Here is a 20306-nt window from a genome sequence, read left to right as displayed (position 1 = left end):
ATTAAGACTCGCCTATTAATGGGTTTAATTTGTTATCTATTGCTTCACGGGCACGGAAAATACGCGAACGCACCGTCCCGACTGGGCAATCCATCACCACGGCTATTTCTTCATAGCTCATCCCTTCGATTTCTCGTAGAGTGATCGCGGTTTTAAGATCTTCAGGCAAACTATCAATGGTGTTAAAAATCACTGCGCGAACTTCTTCGCTTAATAACAAGTTCTCAGGGGATGCGTTTGAACGCATTGCATCAGCACCATCATAAAACTCTGCATCGTCAGCATCTATATCATTTGCTGGCGGTTTGCGGCCCTGAGCCACTAAGTAATTTTTAGCACAATTAACGGCGATACGGTATAACCAAGTATAAAAGGCACTGTCCCCTCTAAAGTTTGGAAGTGCGCGGTATGCTTTAATAAAAGCTTCTTGAGCAACATCAGCAATATCGCCTTGATTTGATACATAACGTGAAATCAAACCGGCTATTTTGTTCTGATACTTCTTTACTAAAAGATTGAAGGCATTTTTATCGCCCTGCTGGACCCTTTTTACTAGCGCTAAATCCAAATCCTGCTCGCTCATTCGAGCCGGTACTCCTCTGTCTGATTATTGCTTGTCATTCATATCCTGCCATTGTTTACAAATACTCTGACTGCTGCATGAATGAAAAGTTCTGTTTAATATTATTTTTTTATAAAATAGCATATAAATATATTGGCGAAAGTTGAAAATCACTAATAGTGTCGCGCCAAATATGATACATATACGCCTATCATAATATTATTATTTGCTCATTACTGTTTATACATTAGTATCTGGGCATTGTAACCGCAAAGACCACGGACATGAACCAAAATAAACACCATATCACGGATGTCGCTATTATTGGCAGCGGCGCAGCTGGCCTCTCATTAGCATTATCTTTAGCTAATCACTGTAAAGTTACCGTGATCAGCAAAGGTGAATTGACGGAAGGTTCCACACTTTATGCACAAGGCGGCATTGCTGCCGTGTTTGATAAAAAGAATGACAGCATTGAATCTCACGTACAAGATACCTTAGATGCCGGTGGTGGTTTATGTGACAAAACCGCCGTGCAATACACCGCAAGTAATGCCCATGACTGCTTGCAATGGCTAATCGAGCAAGGCGTGCCTTTTGATATGGAGTTTGATAGCAAAGGCAAAGAGCGCTTTCATTTAACCCGTGAAGGCGGCCATAGCCATCGCCGAATTTTACACGCTGCAGATGCCACCGGCCGAGCAGTGCAAACAACGCTAATAAGCCAAGTACAAGCGCACCCAGAAATTACCTTATTAGAACAATACAACGCGATAGATTTAATTGGTGATAAAAAATTAGGCCAAAACGGTAAACATATTCATGGCGTATATATGTGGAACCGAGCGGCAAAGAAAGTCGAAACAATTTCAGCTAAGTTTGTAGCCTTAGCAACCGGTGGTGCCAGTAAAGTATACCTTTACACATCCAACCCTGATGTATCCAGTGGTGATGGTATCGCCATGGCTTGGCGGGCAGGTTGTAGAGTAGCCAATATGGAATTTAACCAATTCCACCCGACCAGTTTATATCACCCAGAGCTACAAAACTTTCTGATCACCGAAGCGATGCGCGGTGAAGGTGCTTATTTAAAGCGCCCTGACGGCACACGATTCATGAAAGACTTTGACGAGCGTGAAGAGCTCGCACCACGCGATATTGTTGCCCGCGCTATCGATTTTGAGATGAAGCGCTTAGGTGCTAACTGTGTGTATTTAGATATTAGCCATAAAGATAAAGACTTTATTATTGAGCATTTCCCGACCATTTATGCAAAATGCTTAAGTGTCGGGCTCGATATCACTAAAGATCCAATTCCAGTGGTTCCTGCGGCACATTATACCTGTGGTGGAGTCATGACTGACTTTAACGGCAAGACCGATCTAGATAACTTATATGCGGTAGGCGAAGTCGCTTATACGGGGCTACATGGCGCTAATCGCATGGCCAGTAATTCATTACTAGAGTGCATTGTATTTGCTCACGCCGCAGCAAAAGATATTTTAGCAAAAATACAACATAGTCCAGCATTAAAAGTGCTGCCGATGTGGGATGAAAGCCGCGTAACTAACTCAGATGAAGAAGTGGTGATCACCCATAATTGGCATGAACTAAGACTATTTATGTGGGACTATGTTGGCATTGTGCGTTCAACTAAACGCCTAGAACGTGCGTTACACCGAGTTGAATTACTACAGCAAGAAATTCGTGATTATTATGCAAACTTCCGCGTTTCGAATAACTTGCTTGAACTGCGTAATTTAGTGCAAGTAGCAGAGCTTATAATTCGCAGTGCAATGGAGCGAACAGAAAGCAGAGGCTTGCATTATACCATTGACTACCCGCAGTTAAATGATAATCCAACGCCCACTATTTTAACTCCGCTTGCTCATGACGAGCAGCCAAAGTAAGACGTTTCAAGCGCACAAAACTCAGTTCATCAACCCCGCTGGCATTAATAATCAGCCAGTGGGAGCTTGCAAAGCCATTAATATATAACCAAACACTGCTTTGATAAACACGGCTTTTGTTGCTGATATGGCCATTTATTTTTAGCGTATTATTTTCAAAACGACATTGCGTAGAATCTAATATAAAAACGCCTTGCTGAGGATGGGATTTTTTATACCAGTGCCAACTTACATAGCCAAAAATAGTACTACTGGCGACACAAATAAATTGCGCTAATACGCTAGTTAAAAATAAGCTATAACACACTGCGAACAAGCTAAAGTAGACCACAAAAGGTCTGTGGTCTGGAACATTATTAGTAACCCTAAACCTATACACGAACTCGGTCTAAAATCAGTTGTACCATCTGTTTAAGCTCAGGATCTTTACATTCTTGATGGCCCATAAACCACGCAAATAGATCGGGATCATCCGCTTCAAGCAAACGTTGAAGAACAGCTTGCTGCTGTACAGATAACGAATCAAATGCCTCATCTACAAATGGCATAAATAACACATCTAGTTCTAACATGCCGCGGCGACAAGCCCAGCGGATACGCGCTTTATTGTGAATTTCAGTCATTTTTTACCTCGTACTAAGTTGCTTAGCAGTTTAACAAATTGCACCTGAATAAACAGCTATTTATGCATCTATACCAGCAGCGCTAACTACGGTATTATACGCGCCTACATTTCTTGTAACGCAGGTTTTTATGTCAACAGTACACGCATGCCCTTTATCACATCAGCTGATCCGCATTAGCGGTGTTGATAAACTCGCCTACCTTCATGGCCAAATTACCCAAGATATTAATAAGCTCAACCAAACCAACTTCTTATGGGCTGGGCACTGTAATGCCAAAGGTAAATTATGGAGTGTAGCCAAGCTCTTTGCTTATCAAGATAGTTACTATTTAGCAGCATCAGCGGTTGAAACCGCTCAATCTTTAACTGAATTAAAAAAGTATGCGGTGTTTTCAAAAGTTGAAATACACGCTGCTACCAGCAAGTTAATTGGTTTAATCGGTGATGATCTAGCTGCAACCTTAAATGCGTTGAACATTCATTTTAATGAGCAAGATAGCGCTTGCGATTTTAGTCATGGTAAAGCACTAAAATTAGCAAAAAACCGCATTTTACTGATGGTTAATGACGAATTTTCACTGCCTGATGAGGTTATCGCCCTTGAAAACGACGCGCTGTGGCACCAACATAGTATTTTAGCGGGTGAGCCTGAGCTCAATGAAGCGGCACTCGGTGAATACGTACCACAAATGGTTAACCTGCAAGCTATCGGTGGAGTAAGCTTTCGTAAAGGCTGTTACACAGGCCAAGAAACCGTTGCCCGCATGAAATACCTTGGTAAAAATAAACGCGCTATGTATATCGTATCAGGGCACAGCGATGGAGAATTAGCTGAACCAGAGCTTGAAACCCAAATGGGTGAAAACTGGCGTCGTGCTGGCAAATTAATAAGCCAAGCCTACAATCAACAAAGTAAAACCTTATTTGGCCTTGTTGTGTTGCCAAACGACAGTGAAACTAGTCAGTTACTGCGTGCAAAACATGCCCCAACGGTAGAGCTATCAATCCTTCCTCTACCCTACTCTCTCGAAGACGAATAAATAGGAGTGACTATGATCGTTGCAACAAATAAAGTGGTAAAAATGCATTATTCAGTCATGGATAATGACAAAAACTCTATCGATAACTCATTTGATGGTGAGCCACTGATCTTTATCGTTGGTACCGGTTACTTAATTCAAGGCCTAGAAGATGCCCTGCAAGGTAAAAAAGCGGGCGACACACTCAGCGTTACTGTGCCACCAGAGCAAGGTTATGGCGAACGCCATGATGATCTGATGCAAGCAGTACCTAAGTCGATGTTTGAAGGCATGGAAATTGAAGTTGGTATGCAATTTCGTGCCTCAACAGATGACGGCGATCAATCTGTAATGATCATTGATATTCAAGAAGACGATGTAATTGTTGATGGTAATAATCCACTCGCTGGCATCACTTTAAACTTTGATGTAGAAATACTTGAAGTGCGTGATGCAACAGCAGACGAGCTAGAGCATGGCCATGTCCATGGTGATGGTGGCTGTGGTCACGACCACTAATATCGACTTAGTGGACTAAACCGACAATAAAAAAAGCGCTACTGCGCTTTTTTTATATCTATAATTTAATCAAACGGGTGTAGGCTCTGCTATTGGCTCACTTATCTTACCCGCCAACGCTGCCAGTAAACCATCTTGGTCGTTAGTTCCCAAGCGATATTGGCTGCCATCTTTTAAAGTTAGCTGTACCGCGCTAAATCCTGACACTGTGTATACCCAACCATCATGGGTAATACGTAAGCCAATACCATGACGAAAAGAGTTTTCTACCGCTTTAGCTTCAATAATATCCACTAACTGTAACTTATCACCAAACACACCAGGACCAAACCCCCAGCTAATTTGGCTGTCATCAACTTTAATGGTTAAACCATGGAACAAAAACCCCACCAGCACTAAAATCGCTGCAAATACCATTAACGGCATATCGGCACCAATTAAATACCAAGCTAAACCAACAAAGCTGGCAATCCAACTTAGAATAACAAAAATGAACAGTGCAAATTGCTTATGCTGATACATAACACTCTCTAAAATATTAAAAACTATAAACTAATGTCGCACTTAGTTCTGAATCAAACTTTAACTTATCGTCTTCCGGCTTAGAATTATAACGATATAAATAAGTAAACTTTAATGATACAGCGCCCATTAGTTGGCTGATCAGTGATGTTTCTGACTTTAATCGTGAGTTCAATCCTGACAATGACTGTTCAATACTTAAATCTTGATTGAAACGTGTTCGAGTCGAGACCGTACGCTCCCACTGCAGTGCTAAACGTAATAAATAACCGGTTTTGGTTTTGTCTTGCTCATCTTCAAGCTCAGCATCATCTTGTGCTACCGAGCGGTATAAACCAGGCCCTATATCAAAATCAACTTGGTTTTTTACCCCTTGATATAAACGATTACCATAACCTGCCGCAAGTGTGCTTTTAAACTCAAGACCACTGAATTCATCTTCTTCATAATCACCATACATAAAGAATGAGGCATTTTTTACCCCAACTTTATAGTTGCCCTGCGCAGAGAAAAATATACGGTTTGCCGAGACTTCATCATTGCCAGTGGTGTCGTTACGATCACGTTTATATAAACTATCTATTTTGAATTGATTACGCCAATTCTCAAGATCTTGATATAAGTTACCTTTGAACTTAAAACTGGTCGAATTAGTATTACCGCGACTAACAATAAATCCAAATTCAGTATCGCCGTATAATAGTTCGCCTTGATGGATTTTATGGATCTCTTCATCTGAGAGTTGACCATACTCATGAAAGTCTTCAAAAGGATCAACCGCCCAGACTCTAAAGCTAAGCAGACAGCCCAACAACAGCAGTAACCTAATCACTGTTCGCTCACTGTGTTGATATTTAAAACAAGGCTGTTTTCACTAAGATACTGCATCGAGATTATTCGCTATCTTTCCATAATATATGACAAAACGGCGCGTCTTTATCACGGCTAATCAAAATTTTAGCAAATAAAATATCTTGATTATCGAATTCAAGTCCCACTAACACCTGAATAAATAATTCTGGCTCTATTTCTAATGCGACAAAATCTTGCCATTGGTCATCAGGCTCACCTTCTTCAATAAAGCCAAGCTCTTCACGATGCTGGTTAAAATCATCAACATCTTGCTCACTAAGGTTATCTGGGGCTAACTCTAAAAAGATATCGTAAGCTTGATGCGTTACTTCTTCTTCACTGTATAAACGGGGTCCTGTCATTGCCATAAACCTTTCATGATGCTAATGCCAGATATAGTATCAAACCTCAGCAAATTTTTGACAAAAAAAAGCCAGGTTTCCCTGACTTTTTTTATACAGGGCTTATTTTACGTTTGCGTTGTCGCTGTGCCCTTTACTTTTTCGCGCATTGACTGCACCAAACTATAAAATAATGGCACCAGCAAAGTACCCAATATAGTCGCGGCTAACATGCCGGCTAGCACAGTGACACCAAGCGATACGCGGCTTCCAGCACCCGCGCCAGTTGCAAATACTAACGGTAATACACCTAATACAAATGAAAGAGCAGTCATTAATACCGCACGAAACCTCATTTTGGCTGCACTAAGAGCCGCATCAAAAATACTCTTGCCGGCAAGCCGTTCTTCCATCGCAAACTCTACAATCAAGATTGCAGTTTTGGTCGACATACCAATAAGCAGTACTAACCCCACTTGTGCATAAATATTATTTTCCATACCCAGTACGTATAACGCTAACATTGCGCCAAACATCGCCAGTGGAATTGCGGCTATAACTGAAAAAGGGATCGTCCAACTTTCATATTGTGCAACCAAGAACAAGTAAACAAAGATAACGGCCAAAGCAAATAGCAACGGTGCCATATTGCCAGCTTCAATTTCTTGTTTAGATTGCCCTGCCCATTCAAATACATAGCCATTAGGTAACTGCTTAGCTAGCTCTTCCATGGCAGCTATTGCATCACCACTTGAGAACCCCGCAGCTGCTTGACCACTGATACTCGCACTACGATATAAATTAAAGTGCTTAAGGGTTGTTGGCCCAAGAATTGGTTCAAGTTTAGCAAGTGTCGTTAATGGCACCATGTCGCCTTCATTATTACGCACAAAATAATGCTGTAAGTCGGAAGGATTTTTACGGAACTCACTCTCAGCTTGCATGATTACTTTATAAGTACGACTAAACTGATTGAAATCGTTAATATATAATGAGCCGAGCTGGGCTTGGAGCGTTAAGAATATGTCACTTAATGCAACCCCTTGAGCCTTTGCTTTATTGCGATCTATCTCTAAAAAGTACTGCGGTACATTTGCTCTAAAAGTACTGTACACATTACTCAAGCTTGGATGTTGGTTCGCTTCATATACCAGACCATTAAGTACTTGCGCCAATTCAGTCGGATCCCGACCTTCACTGTCTTGTAGGCGAAACTCAAAACCAGCGCTATTACCTAAACCAGGAATTGGCGGCGGGTTAAATACCATTATCTGCGCATCTGGCATGGCCCACATTTTTCCCATCAAACGACCAATCACTGACTTTAAGCCTAGTTCAGCACTAGTGCGTTCTTCCCAGTCTTTTAAAATAACAATACCTAAAGCATTATTTGAGCCCGCCCCGCCAATCAAAGAAAAACCGGATACCGCAATAAAATCAGTTGCTGCAGGTTCTTGTTTAATAATGTCACCTATTTTATGCATCACATCAGCAGTGCGACCAGAAGCCGCCGCATCTGGTAATTGCACATCTACAAACACAAAACCTTGATCTTCGGCTGGCACAAATCCTGTTGGAACGCTTTTAGCCAGCCAGCCTGCCACCACAAAAATAACTAAGGCAAAAATACCCACTCGTGCCGAGCGTTTTAAAACAAAGTGGATGATTTTAGAATAGATGGAAGTTGATTTAACAATGCCTTGCTCGACTGGCGCCAGCCATTTTATCGGTTTCATAGACTTTTCTGTTAACAATAGCGCACATAAAGCTGGACTTAGGGTTAATGCGTTAACCGATGAAATTAATACCGCAAACGAAATCGTTACAGAAAACTGCTTATAAAGCTCCCCGGTAATACCAGGCATAAAGCCTACAGGCACAAATACGGCTAATAACACCAACGTGGTCGCAATAATAGGCCCGGTTACTTGCTCCATCGCTTTAGTGACCGCCTCCTTAATCGGCAGCTTTTCTTCTTTGAGGATCCGCTCAACATTCTCAATTACAATAATTGCATCATCTACCACAATACCGATCGCTAGCACTAAACCAAATAAGGTGATTAAGTTAATTGAGTAACCCATAGCCATCATAAAAGCAAACGTCCCCACCAACGATACTGGAATGGCAATAGTTGGAATAAGTGTCGCGCGCCAGTTTTGTAAAAACAAAAACACCACTAAAACAACTAGGCCAACGGCTTGAAATAATGTGATAACCACTTCTTCGATTGAGCGATTGATAAACTCTGTCGTATCGTATGGTATTGAGTATTCAACACCATCTGGTAATTGCTTAGCAAGCTCTGCCATGGTGGCTTTAACATCACTTGCCACTTGCGTTGCATTGGCATCGGTTAATTGGTAAATAACTATAAAAGCGGTATCTTGCTGATTTAACTTAGCGTTAATACTGTAATCAGCTGAGCCAAGTTCGATGCGGGCAATATCAGTTAAACGTACAAAGTTACCATCTTGATTAGCACGAATAATTGTTTGGCCAAACTCTTCTGGAGTTTTTAAACGCCCTTTAGCTTGAATTGAATATTCAAACTGCTGACTTGGTAAACTCGGTGCAGCACCTAATTTACCAGCTGCCACTATGGTATTCTGCTCTTGTAATGCTGCTCTAACTTCGCCTACTGTCAGCCCTAACGCCGCCATTTTATCTGGACGTAACCACAATCGCATTGAATAGGTTTTCTCACCCATAACCTCAGCCGATGCCACGCCTTTAATTCGTCCCAGCGGTTCCGTTAAGTAATTTGTTGCATAGTTACTTAAAAAAATAGCATCAATGTTTGCTTGGCTAGAATACAAGTTAATACCCAATAACATTGAACTGGATTTTTTCTTAACCGATACACCTTGGCGTGTTACTTCGCTGGGTAACCCCGGCTCAGCTAACGCGACACGGTTTTGTACATTGACTTGAGCAATATCAGTATCCGTGCCCACCTTAAAGTATGCAGTTATCGTAGCAGTGCCGTTATTGCTGGAGCTGGACTCGATATACATCATATCTTTTACACCATTAACTTGCTCTTCAATGGGTCTGACCACAGACTCTTCCACTATTTGCGCACTGGCACCTGGGTAAACTGCGGTGATCTGTATTTGCGGTGGAGTAATCTCGGGATACATATTAACTGGCAGCAAACCCATGGAAATCAAACCCGCTAGCGTAATCACTATCGAAATGACTAGGGCAAATTTAGGCCGCGCGATAAACGTTTTACTTATCATGTGCGTTTCCTTTAGTTTGCAGCGTCTGATTGACTAGAAATTGTACCGGTGGTGTGATCGACCTTTTTTTCAACTGGTTTAACTTCGACCCCTTGACGTACTTTTTGTAAACCTTCAACAATCACTTGCTCACCTTCTTCAAGGCCCGATTGAACGACCCACATCGCATTAATGCGCCGTCCTAGTTGCACAATGCGCGTAGCAACTTTGTTATCTTCACCCACCACGAGTACAAATTTACCTTGTTGATTTTCTTGTACTGCTGCTTGAGGAATAAGTGCTTGTAATTTCTTATCTTTACTTTCAACAATTAAGGTGACAAACAAGCCTGGCATTATAATGTTTTGTGGATTGGCAAATGTCGCTCTTAATTCAACAGTGCCAGTACTGCGATCAATTTTCGTATCGGCAAAATCTAACTGCCCTTTAGCCCCCAAGTCCGAGTTATTTGGCAAACGCAGGGATAAATCGATTGGTACATTTTGAGGGTTATTAGCACTGTCTTGATGTTTTTGACGATAACTAATGTAATCACCTTCTTCTACTTGAAAATTGACATAAATTGGATCCACATCGGTCAATTCCGCTAGTTCATTTGAGGAAGGACTAACAATATTGCCTACATCGTAATTAACCTTACCAATACGCCCTGCAAACGGCGCTTTAATTTCGGTGTAACTTAAATTTAATTTTGCTTTTTCAAGGCTTGCCCTTGCTGAGATAACAGCCGCAGCAGCTTGCTCATACTTAGTGGTTAATTTATCTAAATCAGATTGTGAGATAAACCCTTGTGCAGCAACTTCTTTACCGCGTTTTAAATCGCGAGATGCGCCATCTTCGCCAGCAAGCTTACTTTTTAAGTCCGCTTCAATTTCAGCAACAGAAGATTGATATTCACTTGGATCGATTCTTAGTAGTAGCTGTCCTTTTTCAACAAATGAGCCTTCATCAAAATGACGTTCTATTAATTCACCCTCAACACGAGCGCGAATTTTCACTTCCTGATGAGCTTCTGTGCGAGCAACAAACTCTCGATAATTCCCCACCTCTTGGGTAACAACATTAAATACTGAAACCGCAGGAGGCGGAGCGACTTGTTTGGTAGCATTATCATCTGAGCAACCAGCTAAAAAAGCGATTAATGTTGTACCAACAACCCCTTTGATCGCTAATGACATGTAAGTTCCTAAAATGCTAGGCGTGAACCTTTTTAGCATGGTTTATCTCCTTAGTAGCTGCGCGCACTACCTTTATATGTTTATTTTAAATTGTGTTTAAACGCCAAGTTACGTTCAGAGGCTATTATGGGTCGATCATATAACAAGCCACCCGATTAAAAATATAGACCACTTTGTAATCATTTGTATCAGAGGTTCACAATAACAGGCTATAAAATAGCTTGCTTTTCAAACAAGAAAGCCACGCTTTACATCAATTCAATTAGCTCGTAAGCTAAACTGAAACAGGTCAGAGGAGTTGACATGATTAATTTTGAAACACAGCAGGCTATCGCCTTCGTTACATTATCCCGAAAAGATAAACAAAATGCGTTGAATTTTGTCATGTTCAAACAGCTGACAAGTATCATTAAAAAAATTAAAAAAGACCCGACTATCCGCGCTGTCGTTATTCAAGGTGATGGTGAGCATTTTTGTGCTGGACTGGATGTTGCTGCCGTTATGAAAAGTCCCATAAATATTGCCAAGTTGCTATTTAAATGGTTACCGGGTAACTGTAATTTAGCGCAGCAAGTTGTGCTGGGTTGGCAATCACTAAGTGTGCCGGTATTCGCAGTTGTCCAAGGTAATTGCTTTGGTGGTGGCCTGCAAATAGCTCTTGGGGCTGATTATCGGATTGTGCACCCAGATGCTAAATTAGCCATTATGGAAGCGCGCTGGGGACTATGCCCTGATATGGGTGCAAATGTTGTACTACCTAGCTTACTAAAACGTGACGATGCCATGTGGCTTGCCAGTCATGCAGATCCTATTAGTGCTGATAAAGCGCTGCAATTAGGGTTAATAACCGAAGTAAATGCGGATCCAAAGCAACGCTGTTTAGCAATGATCAATACCTTATTAGCTCGCTCACCGGATACTTTAGCGGCAATCAAACGCGTTACCCAACAAAGTTTTAACACTCCAAGAAGACAAATTTTAGCAAAAGAAACCATTAGCCAAATTCGTCTGCTTATTAACAGCAATACAAAAAAGGCCATTGCAAAAGCCAAAGGCGCCGACAACATCGAGTATCAAAATAGTAAACGTTGGTAACAAATTCACTTAATATCAACGCTAAGCAATAAGTCGCATAGTTTTCAACAAGCAAATATGCTGAAGTATAATACGACCTGTAGTGAGTAAATAATCAATGGATCCCCGAACTGTGCTTAAAAAAATCTTTCCTTATTTACTCAGCAGCTGTTTGATTTTGGGTTGCTTGGCGATAGCAAAAATAATCATGCACTGGCTGCAAGGTAGCTTTCCAGCCCCCCTATTAGCGATGCTAATGCTACTTACGTTACTTTTAACAAACGTAGTTAAAGAGCATCACTTAACTCCCTGTGCTAAGCCATTATTAAATGTCATGCCGCTTTTTTTCATCCCTGCTGGGGTTGGTTTTATCGAACACCTTGAAATCATCGCCCTGCAATGGCAATTTCTCAGTGCAGTTTTCATTTTAGTGCCATTGACCAGCTTACTGCTTATCGCAGCAGTGATCAGTGTATTTAAAGGCAGGATTGAACATGATTGATCTATGGTGGTTAAGTATTCCTGTAATTATCACGCTGTTTTTAGGGTTAAGGAAGCTCAATACAACCATTAACAATCCTTTATTAAAAGCGCTGACTAATCCCGTTTTTATCACTATTACGCTTATAGCCATATTACTAGTGAGTTTTTCACTGCCTTATTCGCAATTTGCTAGCCATAGCCAGCTATTAAGCTATTTACTGGAGCCTGCCATTGTTGCGCTAGCATTACCGCTATATCAACAATTTGTGCATATACGAAGAAATCTCTTGCTGATTGTTGGCTGCTGTAGTCTGGGCATAATCAATGCCACTGTGGTTGCAACCTTACTCAGTGCTGCATTTAATGTGCCTACACAATTAGCAGCATCTGTTGCCGCTTTATCGGTCACTACTCCCATTACTCTGCTAGTCACTGATTCACTCGGAGGCATTGCTTCGCTGGCAGCTGCGATGGTGATTTTTATCGGCTTATTAGGTGCTTTGTTCGCGCTACTTATTCTTCGTCAGGTGGGCATTTATAACCATCAGGCACAAGGCGTTGCGATTGGTACTGCATTTCATGCAATAGGCACCGCCGCCGCACTTGTTGAGCATCCGCGTATTGGTGCATTTGCTTCAGTGGCAATGGCATTGAGCGCATTACTTACCGCTTTAATCGTACCATTACTTTATCCTTTTTTGAGTCAAGCTCTGCTATGATGAAATAGTTTAACCACTTTATTTATGGATAATAGATGATCAGTACAGAAATCCAACAAGTTGAAAAATACTACACCATGATCACTGAGTACCTCGTTAAGTACAGCATGCAATTAGTTGGCGCATTGTTGATCTTGATTTTTGGTTTGTGGGTGGCACAAAAAATATCTAAGATGATTGCCGCTTTAATGGCGCGTAACAATATTGATATTACTCTCACTAATTTTGTCAGTAATGTAGTGAAAGTATTGTTTATCGTTATGTTCATTATTATTGCGCTAGGTAAAATTGGCATAAGTGTCACACCTTTTGTTGCTGCAATTGGTGCCGCTTCTCTTGGCGCTGGTTTAGCATTGCAAGGGATGTTATCAAATTATGGCGCAGGCTTGGCTATTATTGCCACCCGCCCCTTTATTGTTGGTGACACGATTGAAGTTAAAAATGTCAGCGGTCAAGTAAAAACCATTGAGTTAGGCTACACCATTTTGATCAACGAAGAAAAAGTCGAGATTACTATTCCTAACAAACATATCGTTGGCGAAATACTACATAACTCATTTAATTATTCATTGGTCAAAGGTGAAATTGATATTGCCTATAACGCCAGTGCTGAGCATGCTATAGAGCTTATAGAAGACGTATTGAAAGACCATGAGTTAGTCGCAAGTGAACCGCTATCACAAGTTGGCATTGAACGGTTTGCTGAAAGTGGAGTAACAATTAGTTACCGCTACTGGGTGCCGACGACGAAAATAATAGAAACCAAGCTGGCCGTAAACGGTGGCGTATATAGTGCGATTCAAGGTGCGGATATTGAAATTCCATTCCCACAACGAATTGTCACAATTAACCAACAAAGTATTGATAGCTAGGCTAGCAATACTGCAAATAAAGGGAGCTAATTGCTCCCTTTATTTATACTAAATCTTAACTTCATTAAAACTTATAACGTACATTCGCTGTTACTGTTCTGCGTTGACCATAGAAGCAATCTCCACGCGCTAAACATGAGGTGATCACGGTCTTATCAGTAATGTTTTGTGCTTGCAAACTGAAACTGTATTGCCCAAAATCATAGCCAATCATAGCGTCAAAGAGTGTGTAATCGGTAGTTTTAATTGGATCAACTACTAAGCCATCTCGCTCACCATAGACACTACCGTCAGATGTCTCTCCCACATAGCGCGCACCTAAGCCCATTTTAAAACCATGCATAGTTTCTGGTCGCCATGTCGTCCAAATTGATGCTTGCTGCTTTGGTAACGCTGCAAGTGTTGCACCATCTTCACGTTGTTTATTGCTCTGACTGACGTAACCATCGCTGTATGCGTATGACGCATACACATCGACACTTTGCCAAGCTAATTGTGCTTCAAGTTCAAGTCCTTTTACCGTCACTTCGCCCTGTTGCACTTGGCCGTTTGGAGAAATTACTTTGCTATCTGTGGCTTGCTCTGCATTAAATGGGGTAGTGCGATTTTGCTCTACAATATGATATACGGCGGCCGTAAGTAGATGCTCTGTTCCGGCAGGTTGATATTTGATACCGGCTTCAACTTGCTCACCTGTTTTTGGTACAAACGCATTACCAAAGGCATCATAGCCTAGCAATGGTTCAAATGATTCACTATAACTTGCATACGGTGAAACCCCTGAGTCAAATAAATACATCAAGCCTAAACGACCGGTGGTCGCATACTGTGACTCACTTTTGCCGTTTTCAGGATTTGTTGTTGCTTTATCACGGCGTAGTGCTGCTGATACAATCCACTGCTGGGCTATTTTCATGCTGTCTTGAATATATAGGCCAGTTTGATAAGTCTTTGATGGGGGAGCGTCAATCAAATCACCCGCTGTTGGTAAATTATCTACTTTACCGTATACAGGACTAAATAAATCGAGCGTGCCAGCAAGTCCAGAAACAGAGTCGTTATCGGTATAAGCATTTTGATAATCGAGCCCCATCACTATTGTGTGCTCAATATTACCGGTTATTATATTGCCATGAAACTGGGCATCACTAGCAATAGCCCGCGAATCAGCAGAGCTAAGATAGACACTCGATTGACGCTGCGCCCATCTTCTAAAAATTTAGGTGGCCAACCATAAATCGTATGATAATCAGCATGACTATCGGTGTAACGCGCAGCAAGTTTAAACTGCCAATCAGCATTAATATTTTGCTCTAAAATCGCAGTGATTGACGCTTGCTCAGTATCATAACGATCAAAACCCGGCTCAGAAACAAAACGGTTTGATGGAATTTTGCCGTTTTCGTTTTCTAAAATAGTGCCTGAGTGAGGTAAGAACGAGGTACTCGTGCCTGATTCATTCTTTTGCCAATTAGTTAATAGCGTTATTTTTGTATCATCAGTGGCATACCAGGTTAATGATGGAGAAAACACAATACTGTTATCTGGCACATAATCGGTTTGGGTATCACTCTCTCGCCATAAACCAATTACTCGCCCTTGTAATGAAGCATCATCATTTAATGCACCGGTAATATCTCCCGCAACTTGTTTGCGCGAGTAATTACCAACTTGCCCCCAAAGCTGCCCTGATGTTTCAGCTTCTGGTTTTTTACTGACTAAGTTAACAATCCCGCCAATTGACCCCTGTCCATAAAGTACTGAGCTCGGCCCTTTGAGTATTTCAATTTGCGACAATCCATAAGGGTTAGTACGAACATTATTATAACTACCATACAACGATTTTAAGCCATCTAAGTATTGTACGGGCGACACACCACGAATAACCGACCAATCGCCACGGGTATCAACACCGTATGGACCATTATATAAACCAGACACATAACCAATTGCATCTTGAATAGTTAGTGCGCCTAAATCTTCAATTCGCTCTTGCGTTAAAACTGAAACAGACAACGGAGTTTCAATGATTGGCACGTCTGATTTTGCACCAGACGCACTCATGTATGAAATCAAACCTCGTTGGCTTTTTACCGTAATAACTTCTAAATCGTGATCTTCACTCACAGCATGCTGTTCGGCAACAGCATTAGAAGGATTTAACAGTGAAAGAAGAGTCAAAGATAAAATACTTAACGGTGTATTTATTCCACTTAACTGCATTAATATTCCTTAGGACAAATTGAAATTGAAGGTAGTTTAATAGTACAATTATTGAAATGCAATATGAATGATAACAAATATCATTAACAATAGGTTTCACTATGGCTAAAGTAAGCAAGCGATTTTGGTTTCAATTACATGGCTGGTTCTCATTGCCTGTATGGGTTTTATTCTGTTTTATTTGTATTACAGGCACTCTCTCTGTAGTGAGTCATGAGCTTACCTGGTTAACCAACCCTGCTGCTCGAGCAAGTAATCCTAACAATTTGCCTGCAAAACCAATCGATGAATTAATAGCAGCAGTAGAACAACAACATCCAACTGCTGATATCACATCAGTATTGGTGTATGAACCGTATTTAGTAAACGCTATTATTTTTACAGATCACAATAAACCCCAAGCAATTGCCTACGTAAATCAGTACACAGGGCAAATACAAGCAGTTAATCAAGGCATCACCTTTATTGGTTTTATGCGCGCGTTACATGGTTGGCTGTTGTTTCCATGGCAATCTGGTTATAGCGTCGGTTATTATCTTGTATCTGCAATGGCAATAGTCATGTTTGGCGCATTAGCCACCGGGCTGATTATTTATAAAAATTTCTGGCGTGCTTTTACTCAGCCTAAATTGCGCTTCAATCAAGGTAAAAAAACCTTATTAAAAGATTTACATAGCTTAGCTGGCGTCTGGTCTATGTGGTTTTTACTCATTATGAGCTTAACGGGGTTTTGGTATTTAACTCAAGCAATTATGTGGCATAACGAAATTGATATTGAAGAGCATCCGCCGCTGGTAAGCATAGCTGATTTGCCCACCTCTAAAACGGTACCGGCCATCAGTCTAAGTCAGGCTCTACAGCTCACTAAGCAGCAGTTTACTGACTTTGAACCTCATTACATCATGTTCCCAGAACATAGCCGAGGCATGTACAGTATCAGCGGCTCGAACAACACTATTTTCTATGATGACTATGCGTTCTCAACGACGATAAATCCTTGGACAGGCGAATTAGCACAGACTAAAAGTCCCGGATCAATGAACGCTCTACAAACTATTTCTCATATTGCAGACCCTTTGCATTACGGCACAATTGGCGGGATCTGGACCAAGCTAGTTTGGTTTATTTTTGGCGTGATCTTAAGCGGTATGTCTATTACAGGCTTTATGATGTGGCGTAGTAAGTTAGCTAAGACAACAAAGGCGCAGCTGCTAACGACTGACTATATTCAGGAGGCACAATAATGGCGCGACTTAAAAGTACTTGGTGGCAACGCTATAAGTATCTACTACATGCTAGTATTTTAATTTTACCATTTTGGTTTTTATATCAATCAATGATTCTCATATTTCCTGACTCATGGGGCGAGCAAACAATGGGAGAGTTTACCCTTGCACCCATGCCACTTAATATGGCGCCCCCCTATAGCCACCATGGTGAATACGTTAAAGATTTTATGGTAATGTTTAATAAAGGAAAAATAGCAGATGTACGCCAAGGTTACATGAATATTGGCCCCACTCCTTTACCACTTAGTCAGTTATCAAAAGCCGATGAAGGTATTTTACATGGCACGCGTCATGGTCAACATGTGCACGCTATTGCACCAAAATTAATAACCAGCAAAGATAAGGCATGGATCACACTCCAAACGTGGCAAGGTGAATTGCTAGTTCAAAGCTGGGAAATTCCAAGCCAGTTTATTAACTAACAACAATGGGGAGCAAAACATGCTCCCACGCCCACCCAAACCCAACTTTTATTTAACTTAAATCACCATTTATCTTTACAAAAGTAATAATATAATAAAGTATTATAATTAACCTTTTAAAGGTTAATCGTTGAGCTGCTCATCGAATGCTAAATTTGCTTGAGCTATCGGATCATACACACACAGTACTTTGGAGATAAAATGAAATTTTCCACACAATTACTTTGCTGGCTTAGTTTAGCCGCCAGCCCATTTTTTAATAATGCATTCGCTATCGATAATGGTGTCTATACCATAAAATCAAAATATAGCGCCAAATTTGTCGAAGTCGCCAATGCATCAACTGCGGATGGCGCGAATATTAGCCAATGGGCTAATACTAATCACGATACCCAACGTTGGCTCATTACTCAGGTTGAAAATAATAACTACTCTGTAATAAACCTTAACAGCGGTAAAGCAATGGAGGTCTTTGAGTGGTCAACTAATGATGGCGCAAACGTAGTGCAATATGACTATAGCGCTGGCGCAACCCAGCATTGGCAAATTAATAACGAAGGCAACGGCTATGTGAGCTTTATCAATGCCAATAGCCAAAAAGCACTCGACCTGTATGACTTTGACGGCAATGACGGGGCTAATATCAGCCAATGGGCATACAATGGCAGTGATGCACAGCTTTGGCAGCTCAATAAACTGGCCAACGTAGAATCCGCTCCCTTTGATCCTTCAACTACCAATGGCGCAACGGATCATTGGCCATTAACCGGTAGTTTAGTCACTCACGATCCAACCATCAGTTACGAAAATGGTACGTGGTGGATATTTCAAACTGGGCCTGGCATCGCTGGAAAGTGGTCAAATGATGGCGTAGCATGGAATGATGCGGCAGCGATTTTTCCTAATGGCTTAAATTGGTGGTCTAACTATGTGCCTGAACACGATGGCATTGATGTTTGGGCGCCTGAACTTAAAAGCTACAATGGCCGCAGCTGGCTTTATTATGCAATATCAACCTTTGGCTCGCGTGTTTCGGCAATTGGTTTAACCTCAGCAAGTATTGTCTCTGCCGGTAATTGGCGTGATGATGGTTTAGTGATAAACACCACCAACAGCAATAACTACAATGCGATTGACCCAGATTTAGTCGTCGCCAAAGATGGTGCGCCATGGTTAACATTCGGTTCGTGGAATTCAGGTATCAAGTTAATGCGGATCAACCCAATAACGATGAAACCATTTGGTGAGCTCTATTCCCTTGCTAGCCGCTCAGGTGGCATTGAAGCACCAACGATCATCTATCGCCAAGGATACTACTACCTATTTGTATCTGTTGGTAAATGTTGCGCAGGAACCGATAGCACCTATCGTATCGCATATGGGCGTGCAACGGATATTCGTGGTCCTTACTTAGACAAGAATGGCAACAATATGCTCTCTGGTGGTGGCAGTATTTTAGATGCTGGTAACAGCCAGTGGGCCGGACCTGGCGGCCAAGATATTCTTAATACCGATGTAATGGTTCGCCATGCTTATGATAAAGGTGACAACGGTGTGCCAAAACTATTGATCAGCATACTAAATTGGGACTCAAATGGTTGGCCAAGATTTTAAACCAGCCAACTTAACAACATTTATAAAGCGTGTAATAACGCGCTTTATAAAAAACGCTCCATGATAGCGGAGGCGATTTGCGTAGCTATTCCACATCCCCACATATATGCACGTTGGATCGGGTAACCTCTAAAAATCCAACGCTTTCTAACATGATTAAAATTACTTAAATAATCAGCTTTGGCATCTGGCAGAGGTTGATCAGCAAGCTTTGCCCATGCTTTATAAACACCCGACATATCTGCACCACGCATAAATTGCTGTAACCAGCGAGGAAATCGCGCGTATCGTATCGTCGACTGAAAATCGATGATATACGGTTTACCATCATCACTACAAAGCACATTACCCAAATTGCGCAAATCTAAATGTACAACCCCTCGGCGATGCATTAATGCAACCAGTCGTTCAAAATCTTTAAAAAAACTAACGGGTAGCACTTCTTTTTGTTGTACTAACTGTTTAAGTGGTGTGCCTGTAATATAGTCATAGGCAACAGCAATCGGCGATAATCGTAAAAATCGCCCACTCACTCCAGTTATGCCAGCTAAACGAGCCAGCCCTTTATACTCTTGATTCACCGACAAAGGCGCAAAGGTTTTTCTGATCCACCAAGGGCTATGTTGAAAATCTTTAATTACTAAATCGAGTTGCTGATCGGTATAACGATAGACAATAGCATTTGCAAAACGTCCAGTATGAACAACATTTAAATTTTCGGCTGCAAACTGATGTTCTGGAAATTGCTGCTGTAACTGCATTAATAAAGTAGCTTCGATCATAACACCCTGCGATTTGTTAAATATAAATGCCTAGGCAACTATATTATCAAATCTC

General features: G+C 41.3%; 21 protein-coding genes. 10 read left to right on the top strand and 11 right to left on the bottom strand.

The window, feature by feature from the left end:
• Position 1: 1 nt before the first annotated feature.
• Positions 2-583, bottom strand: a complete 582-nt coding sequence (rpoE, locus tag H5186_RS01855; RefSeq protein ID WP_064666393.1) for an RNA polymerase sigma factor RpoE — start codon at positions 581-583, stop codon at positions 2-4.
• A 263-nt stretch (positions 584-846) separates the two neighbouring features.
• Here rpoE and nadB point away from each other — a divergent pair, with 263 nt between their 5' ends.
• On the top strand, positions 847-2472 hold the full coding sequence (gene nadB, locus H5186_RS01850) for an L-aspartate oxidase (protein ID WP_182794063.1): 1626 nt from the start codon (positions 847-849) through the stop codon (positions 2470-2472).
• Here the strand turns inward: nadB and H5186_RS01845 are convergent.
• Positions 2432-2803, bottom strand: a complete 372-nt coding sequence (locus H5186_RS01845; protein WP_310736225.1) for a hypothetical protein — start codon at positions 2801-2803, stop codon at positions 2432-2434. The genes nadB and H5186_RS01845 overlap by 41 nt on opposite strands.
• A gap of 40 nt (positions 2804-2843) precedes the next feature.
• Positions 2844-3095 (bottom strand): succinate dehydrogenase assembly factor 2, encoded by a 252-nt coding sequence (locus H5186_RS01840; protein ID WP_054205400.1) that lies wholly within the window; start codon positions 3093-3095, stop codon positions 2844-2846.
• A gap of 130 nt (positions 3096-3225) precedes the next feature.
• Between H5186_RS01840 and ygfZ the strand changes: the two genes are divergently transcribed.
• Together ygfZ and H5186_RS01830 are read left to right on the top strand one after the other, a co-directional pair.
• The gene (gene ygfZ / locus H5186_RS01835) at positions 3226-4137 is read left to right on the top strand and encodes a tRNA-modifying protein YgfZ (protein WP_182717002.1); all 912 of its coding nucleotides are present in this window, start codon (positions 3226-3228) and stop codon (positions 4135-4137) included.
• A gap of 12 nt (positions 4138-4149) precedes the next feature.
• Positions 4150-4635, top strand: coding sequence for a peptidylprolyl isomerase (locus H5186_RS01830; protein WP_182717001.1), 486 nt, complete (start codon positions 4150-4152; stop codon positions 4633-4635).
• 69 nt (positions 4636-4704) lie between these two features.
• On the opposite strand, the gene H5186_RS01825 is transcribed toward H5186_RS01830, so the two are convergent.
• The 5 genes from H5186_RS01825 to H5186_RS01805 form a co-directional block, all read right to left on the bottom strand.
• Positions 4705-5157 carry a hypothetical protein gene (locus H5186_RS01825; RefSeq protein ID WP_182717000.1) on the bottom strand — a complete coding sequence of 151 codons (453 nt, stop codon included), beginning with the start codon at positions 5155-5157 and terminating at the stop codon, positions 4705-4707.
• Between the two features lie 16 nt (positions 5158-5173).
• Positions 5174-5989: a DUF481 domain-containing protein gene (locus H5186_RS01820; RefSeq protein WP_149980906.1), complete on the bottom strand. Its 816-nt coding sequence runs from the start codon at positions 5987-5989 to the stop codon at positions 5174-5176.
• Between the two features lie 61 nt (positions 5990-6050).
• Positions 6051-6371 carry an HI1450 family dsDNA-mimic protein gene (locus H5186_RS01815; protein WP_145237630.1) on the bottom strand — a complete coding sequence of 107 codons (321 nt, stop codon included), beginning with the start codon at positions 6369-6371 and terminating at the stop codon, positions 6051-6053.
• Positions 6372-6478: 107 nt separating this feature from the next.
• Entirely contained in the window at positions 6479-9595 is a 3117-nt protein-coding gene (locus H5186_RS01810; protein WP_182794062.1) for an efflux RND transporter permease subunit, read from the bottom strand.
• 11 nt (positions 9596-9606) lie between these two features.
• Positions 9607-10773, bottom strand: a complete 1167-nt coding sequence (locus H5186_RS01805; RefSeq protein WP_182716998.1) for an efflux RND transporter periplasmic adaptor subunit — start codon at positions 10771-10773, stop codon at positions 9607-9609.
• A gap of 303 nt (positions 10774-11076) precedes the next feature.
• Between H5186_RS01805 and H5186_RS01800 the strand changes: the two genes are divergently transcribed.
• From H5186_RS01800 to H5186_RS01785, 4 genes are all read left to right on the top strand, one after another.
• A complete protein-coding gene (locus H5186_RS01800; RefSeq protein ID WP_182716997.1) occupies positions 11077-11868 on the top strand; it encodes a crotonase/enoyl-CoA hydratase family protein in 792 nt (263 codons plus the stop codon).
• Between the two features lie 97 nt (positions 11869-11965).
• Complete coding sequence (locus tag H5186_RS01795; RefSeq protein WP_182716996.1) at positions 11966-12349, top strand: CidA/LrgA family protein; 384 nt, start codon at positions 11966-11968, stop codon at positions 12347-12349.
• Positions 12342-13049, top strand: coding sequence for an LrgB family protein (locus H5186_RS01790; RefSeq protein ID WP_149980912.1), 708 nt, complete (start codon positions 12342-12344; stop codon positions 13047-13049). Before H5186_RS01795 ends, H5186_RS01790 begins: the two co-directional genes overlap by 8 nt.
• Before the next feature lie 35 nt (positions 13050-13084).
• Positions 13085-13921 carry a mechanosensitive ion channel family protein gene (locus H5186_RS01785; RefSeq protein ID WP_149980913.1) on the top strand — a complete coding sequence of 279 codons (837 nt, stop codon included), beginning with the start codon at positions 13085-13087 and terminating at the stop codon, positions 13919-13921.
• Between the two features lie 64 nt (positions 13922-13985).
• Here the strand turns inward: H5186_RS01785 and H5186_RS23290 are convergent, their stop codons facing one another.
• Together H5186_RS23290 and H5186_RS23285 are read right to left on the bottom strand one after the other, a co-directional pair.
• Positions 13986-15017, bottom strand: a complete 1032-nt coding sequence (locus H5186_RS23290; protein WP_310737074.1) for a TonB-dependent receptor domain-containing protein — start codon at positions 15015-15017, stop codon at positions 13986-13988.
• A gap of 26 nt (positions 15018-15043) precedes the next feature.
• Positions 15044-16144 (bottom strand): TonB-dependent receptor plug domain-containing protein, encoded by a 1101-nt coding sequence (locus H5186_RS23285; protein WP_310737073.1) that lies wholly within the window; start codon positions 16142-16144, stop codon positions 15044-15046.
• Positions 16145-16245: 101 nt separating this feature from the next.
• Between H5186_RS23285 and H5186_RS01775 the strand changes: the two genes are divergently transcribed.
• The 3 genes from H5186_RS01775 to H5186_RS01765 all read left to right on the top strand — a co-directional run bounded on the left by H5186_RS01775 (position 16246) and on the right by H5186_RS01765 (position 19469).
• Positions 16246-17388, top strand: coding sequence for a PepSY domain-containing protein (locus H5186_RS01775; RefSeq protein ID WP_182794061.1), 1143 nt, complete (start codon positions 16246-16248; stop codon positions 17386-17388).
• Positions 17388-17855, top strand: a complete 468-nt coding sequence (locus H5186_RS01770) for a hypothetical protein (protein WP_149980916.1) — start codon at positions 17388-17390, stop codon at positions 17853-17855. Before H5186_RS01775 ends, H5186_RS01770 begins: the two co-directional genes overlap by 1 nt.
• 201 nt (positions 17856-18056) lie before the next feature.
• The gene (locus H5186_RS01765) at positions 18057-19469 is read left to right on the top strand and encodes a family 43 glycosylhydrolase (protein WP_182794060.1); all 1413 of its coding nucleotides are present in this window, start codon (positions 18057-18059) and stop codon (positions 19467-19469) included.
• 44 nt (positions 19470-19513) lie between these two features.
• Here H5186_RS01765 and H5186_RS01760 read toward each other — a convergent pair whose 3' ends face one another.
• A complete protein-coding gene (locus H5186_RS01760) occupies positions 19514-20251 on the bottom strand; it encodes an RIO1 family regulatory kinase/ATPase (RefSeq protein WP_182794059.1) in 738 nt (245 codons plus the stop codon).
• Positions 20252-20306 lie beyond the last annotated feature (55 nt).

The sequence above is a fragment of the Pseudoalteromonas sp. SG41-2 genome (genome assembly GCF_014164535.1).
GTDB lineage: Bacteria > Pseudomonadota > Gammaproteobacteria > Enterobacterales > Alteromonadaceae > Pseudoalteromonas > Pseudoalteromonas rhizosphaerae.
The sequence above is the reverse complement of the archived record's forward strand: the minus strand, read 5'-3'. Positions and strand labels throughout refer to the sequence as shown.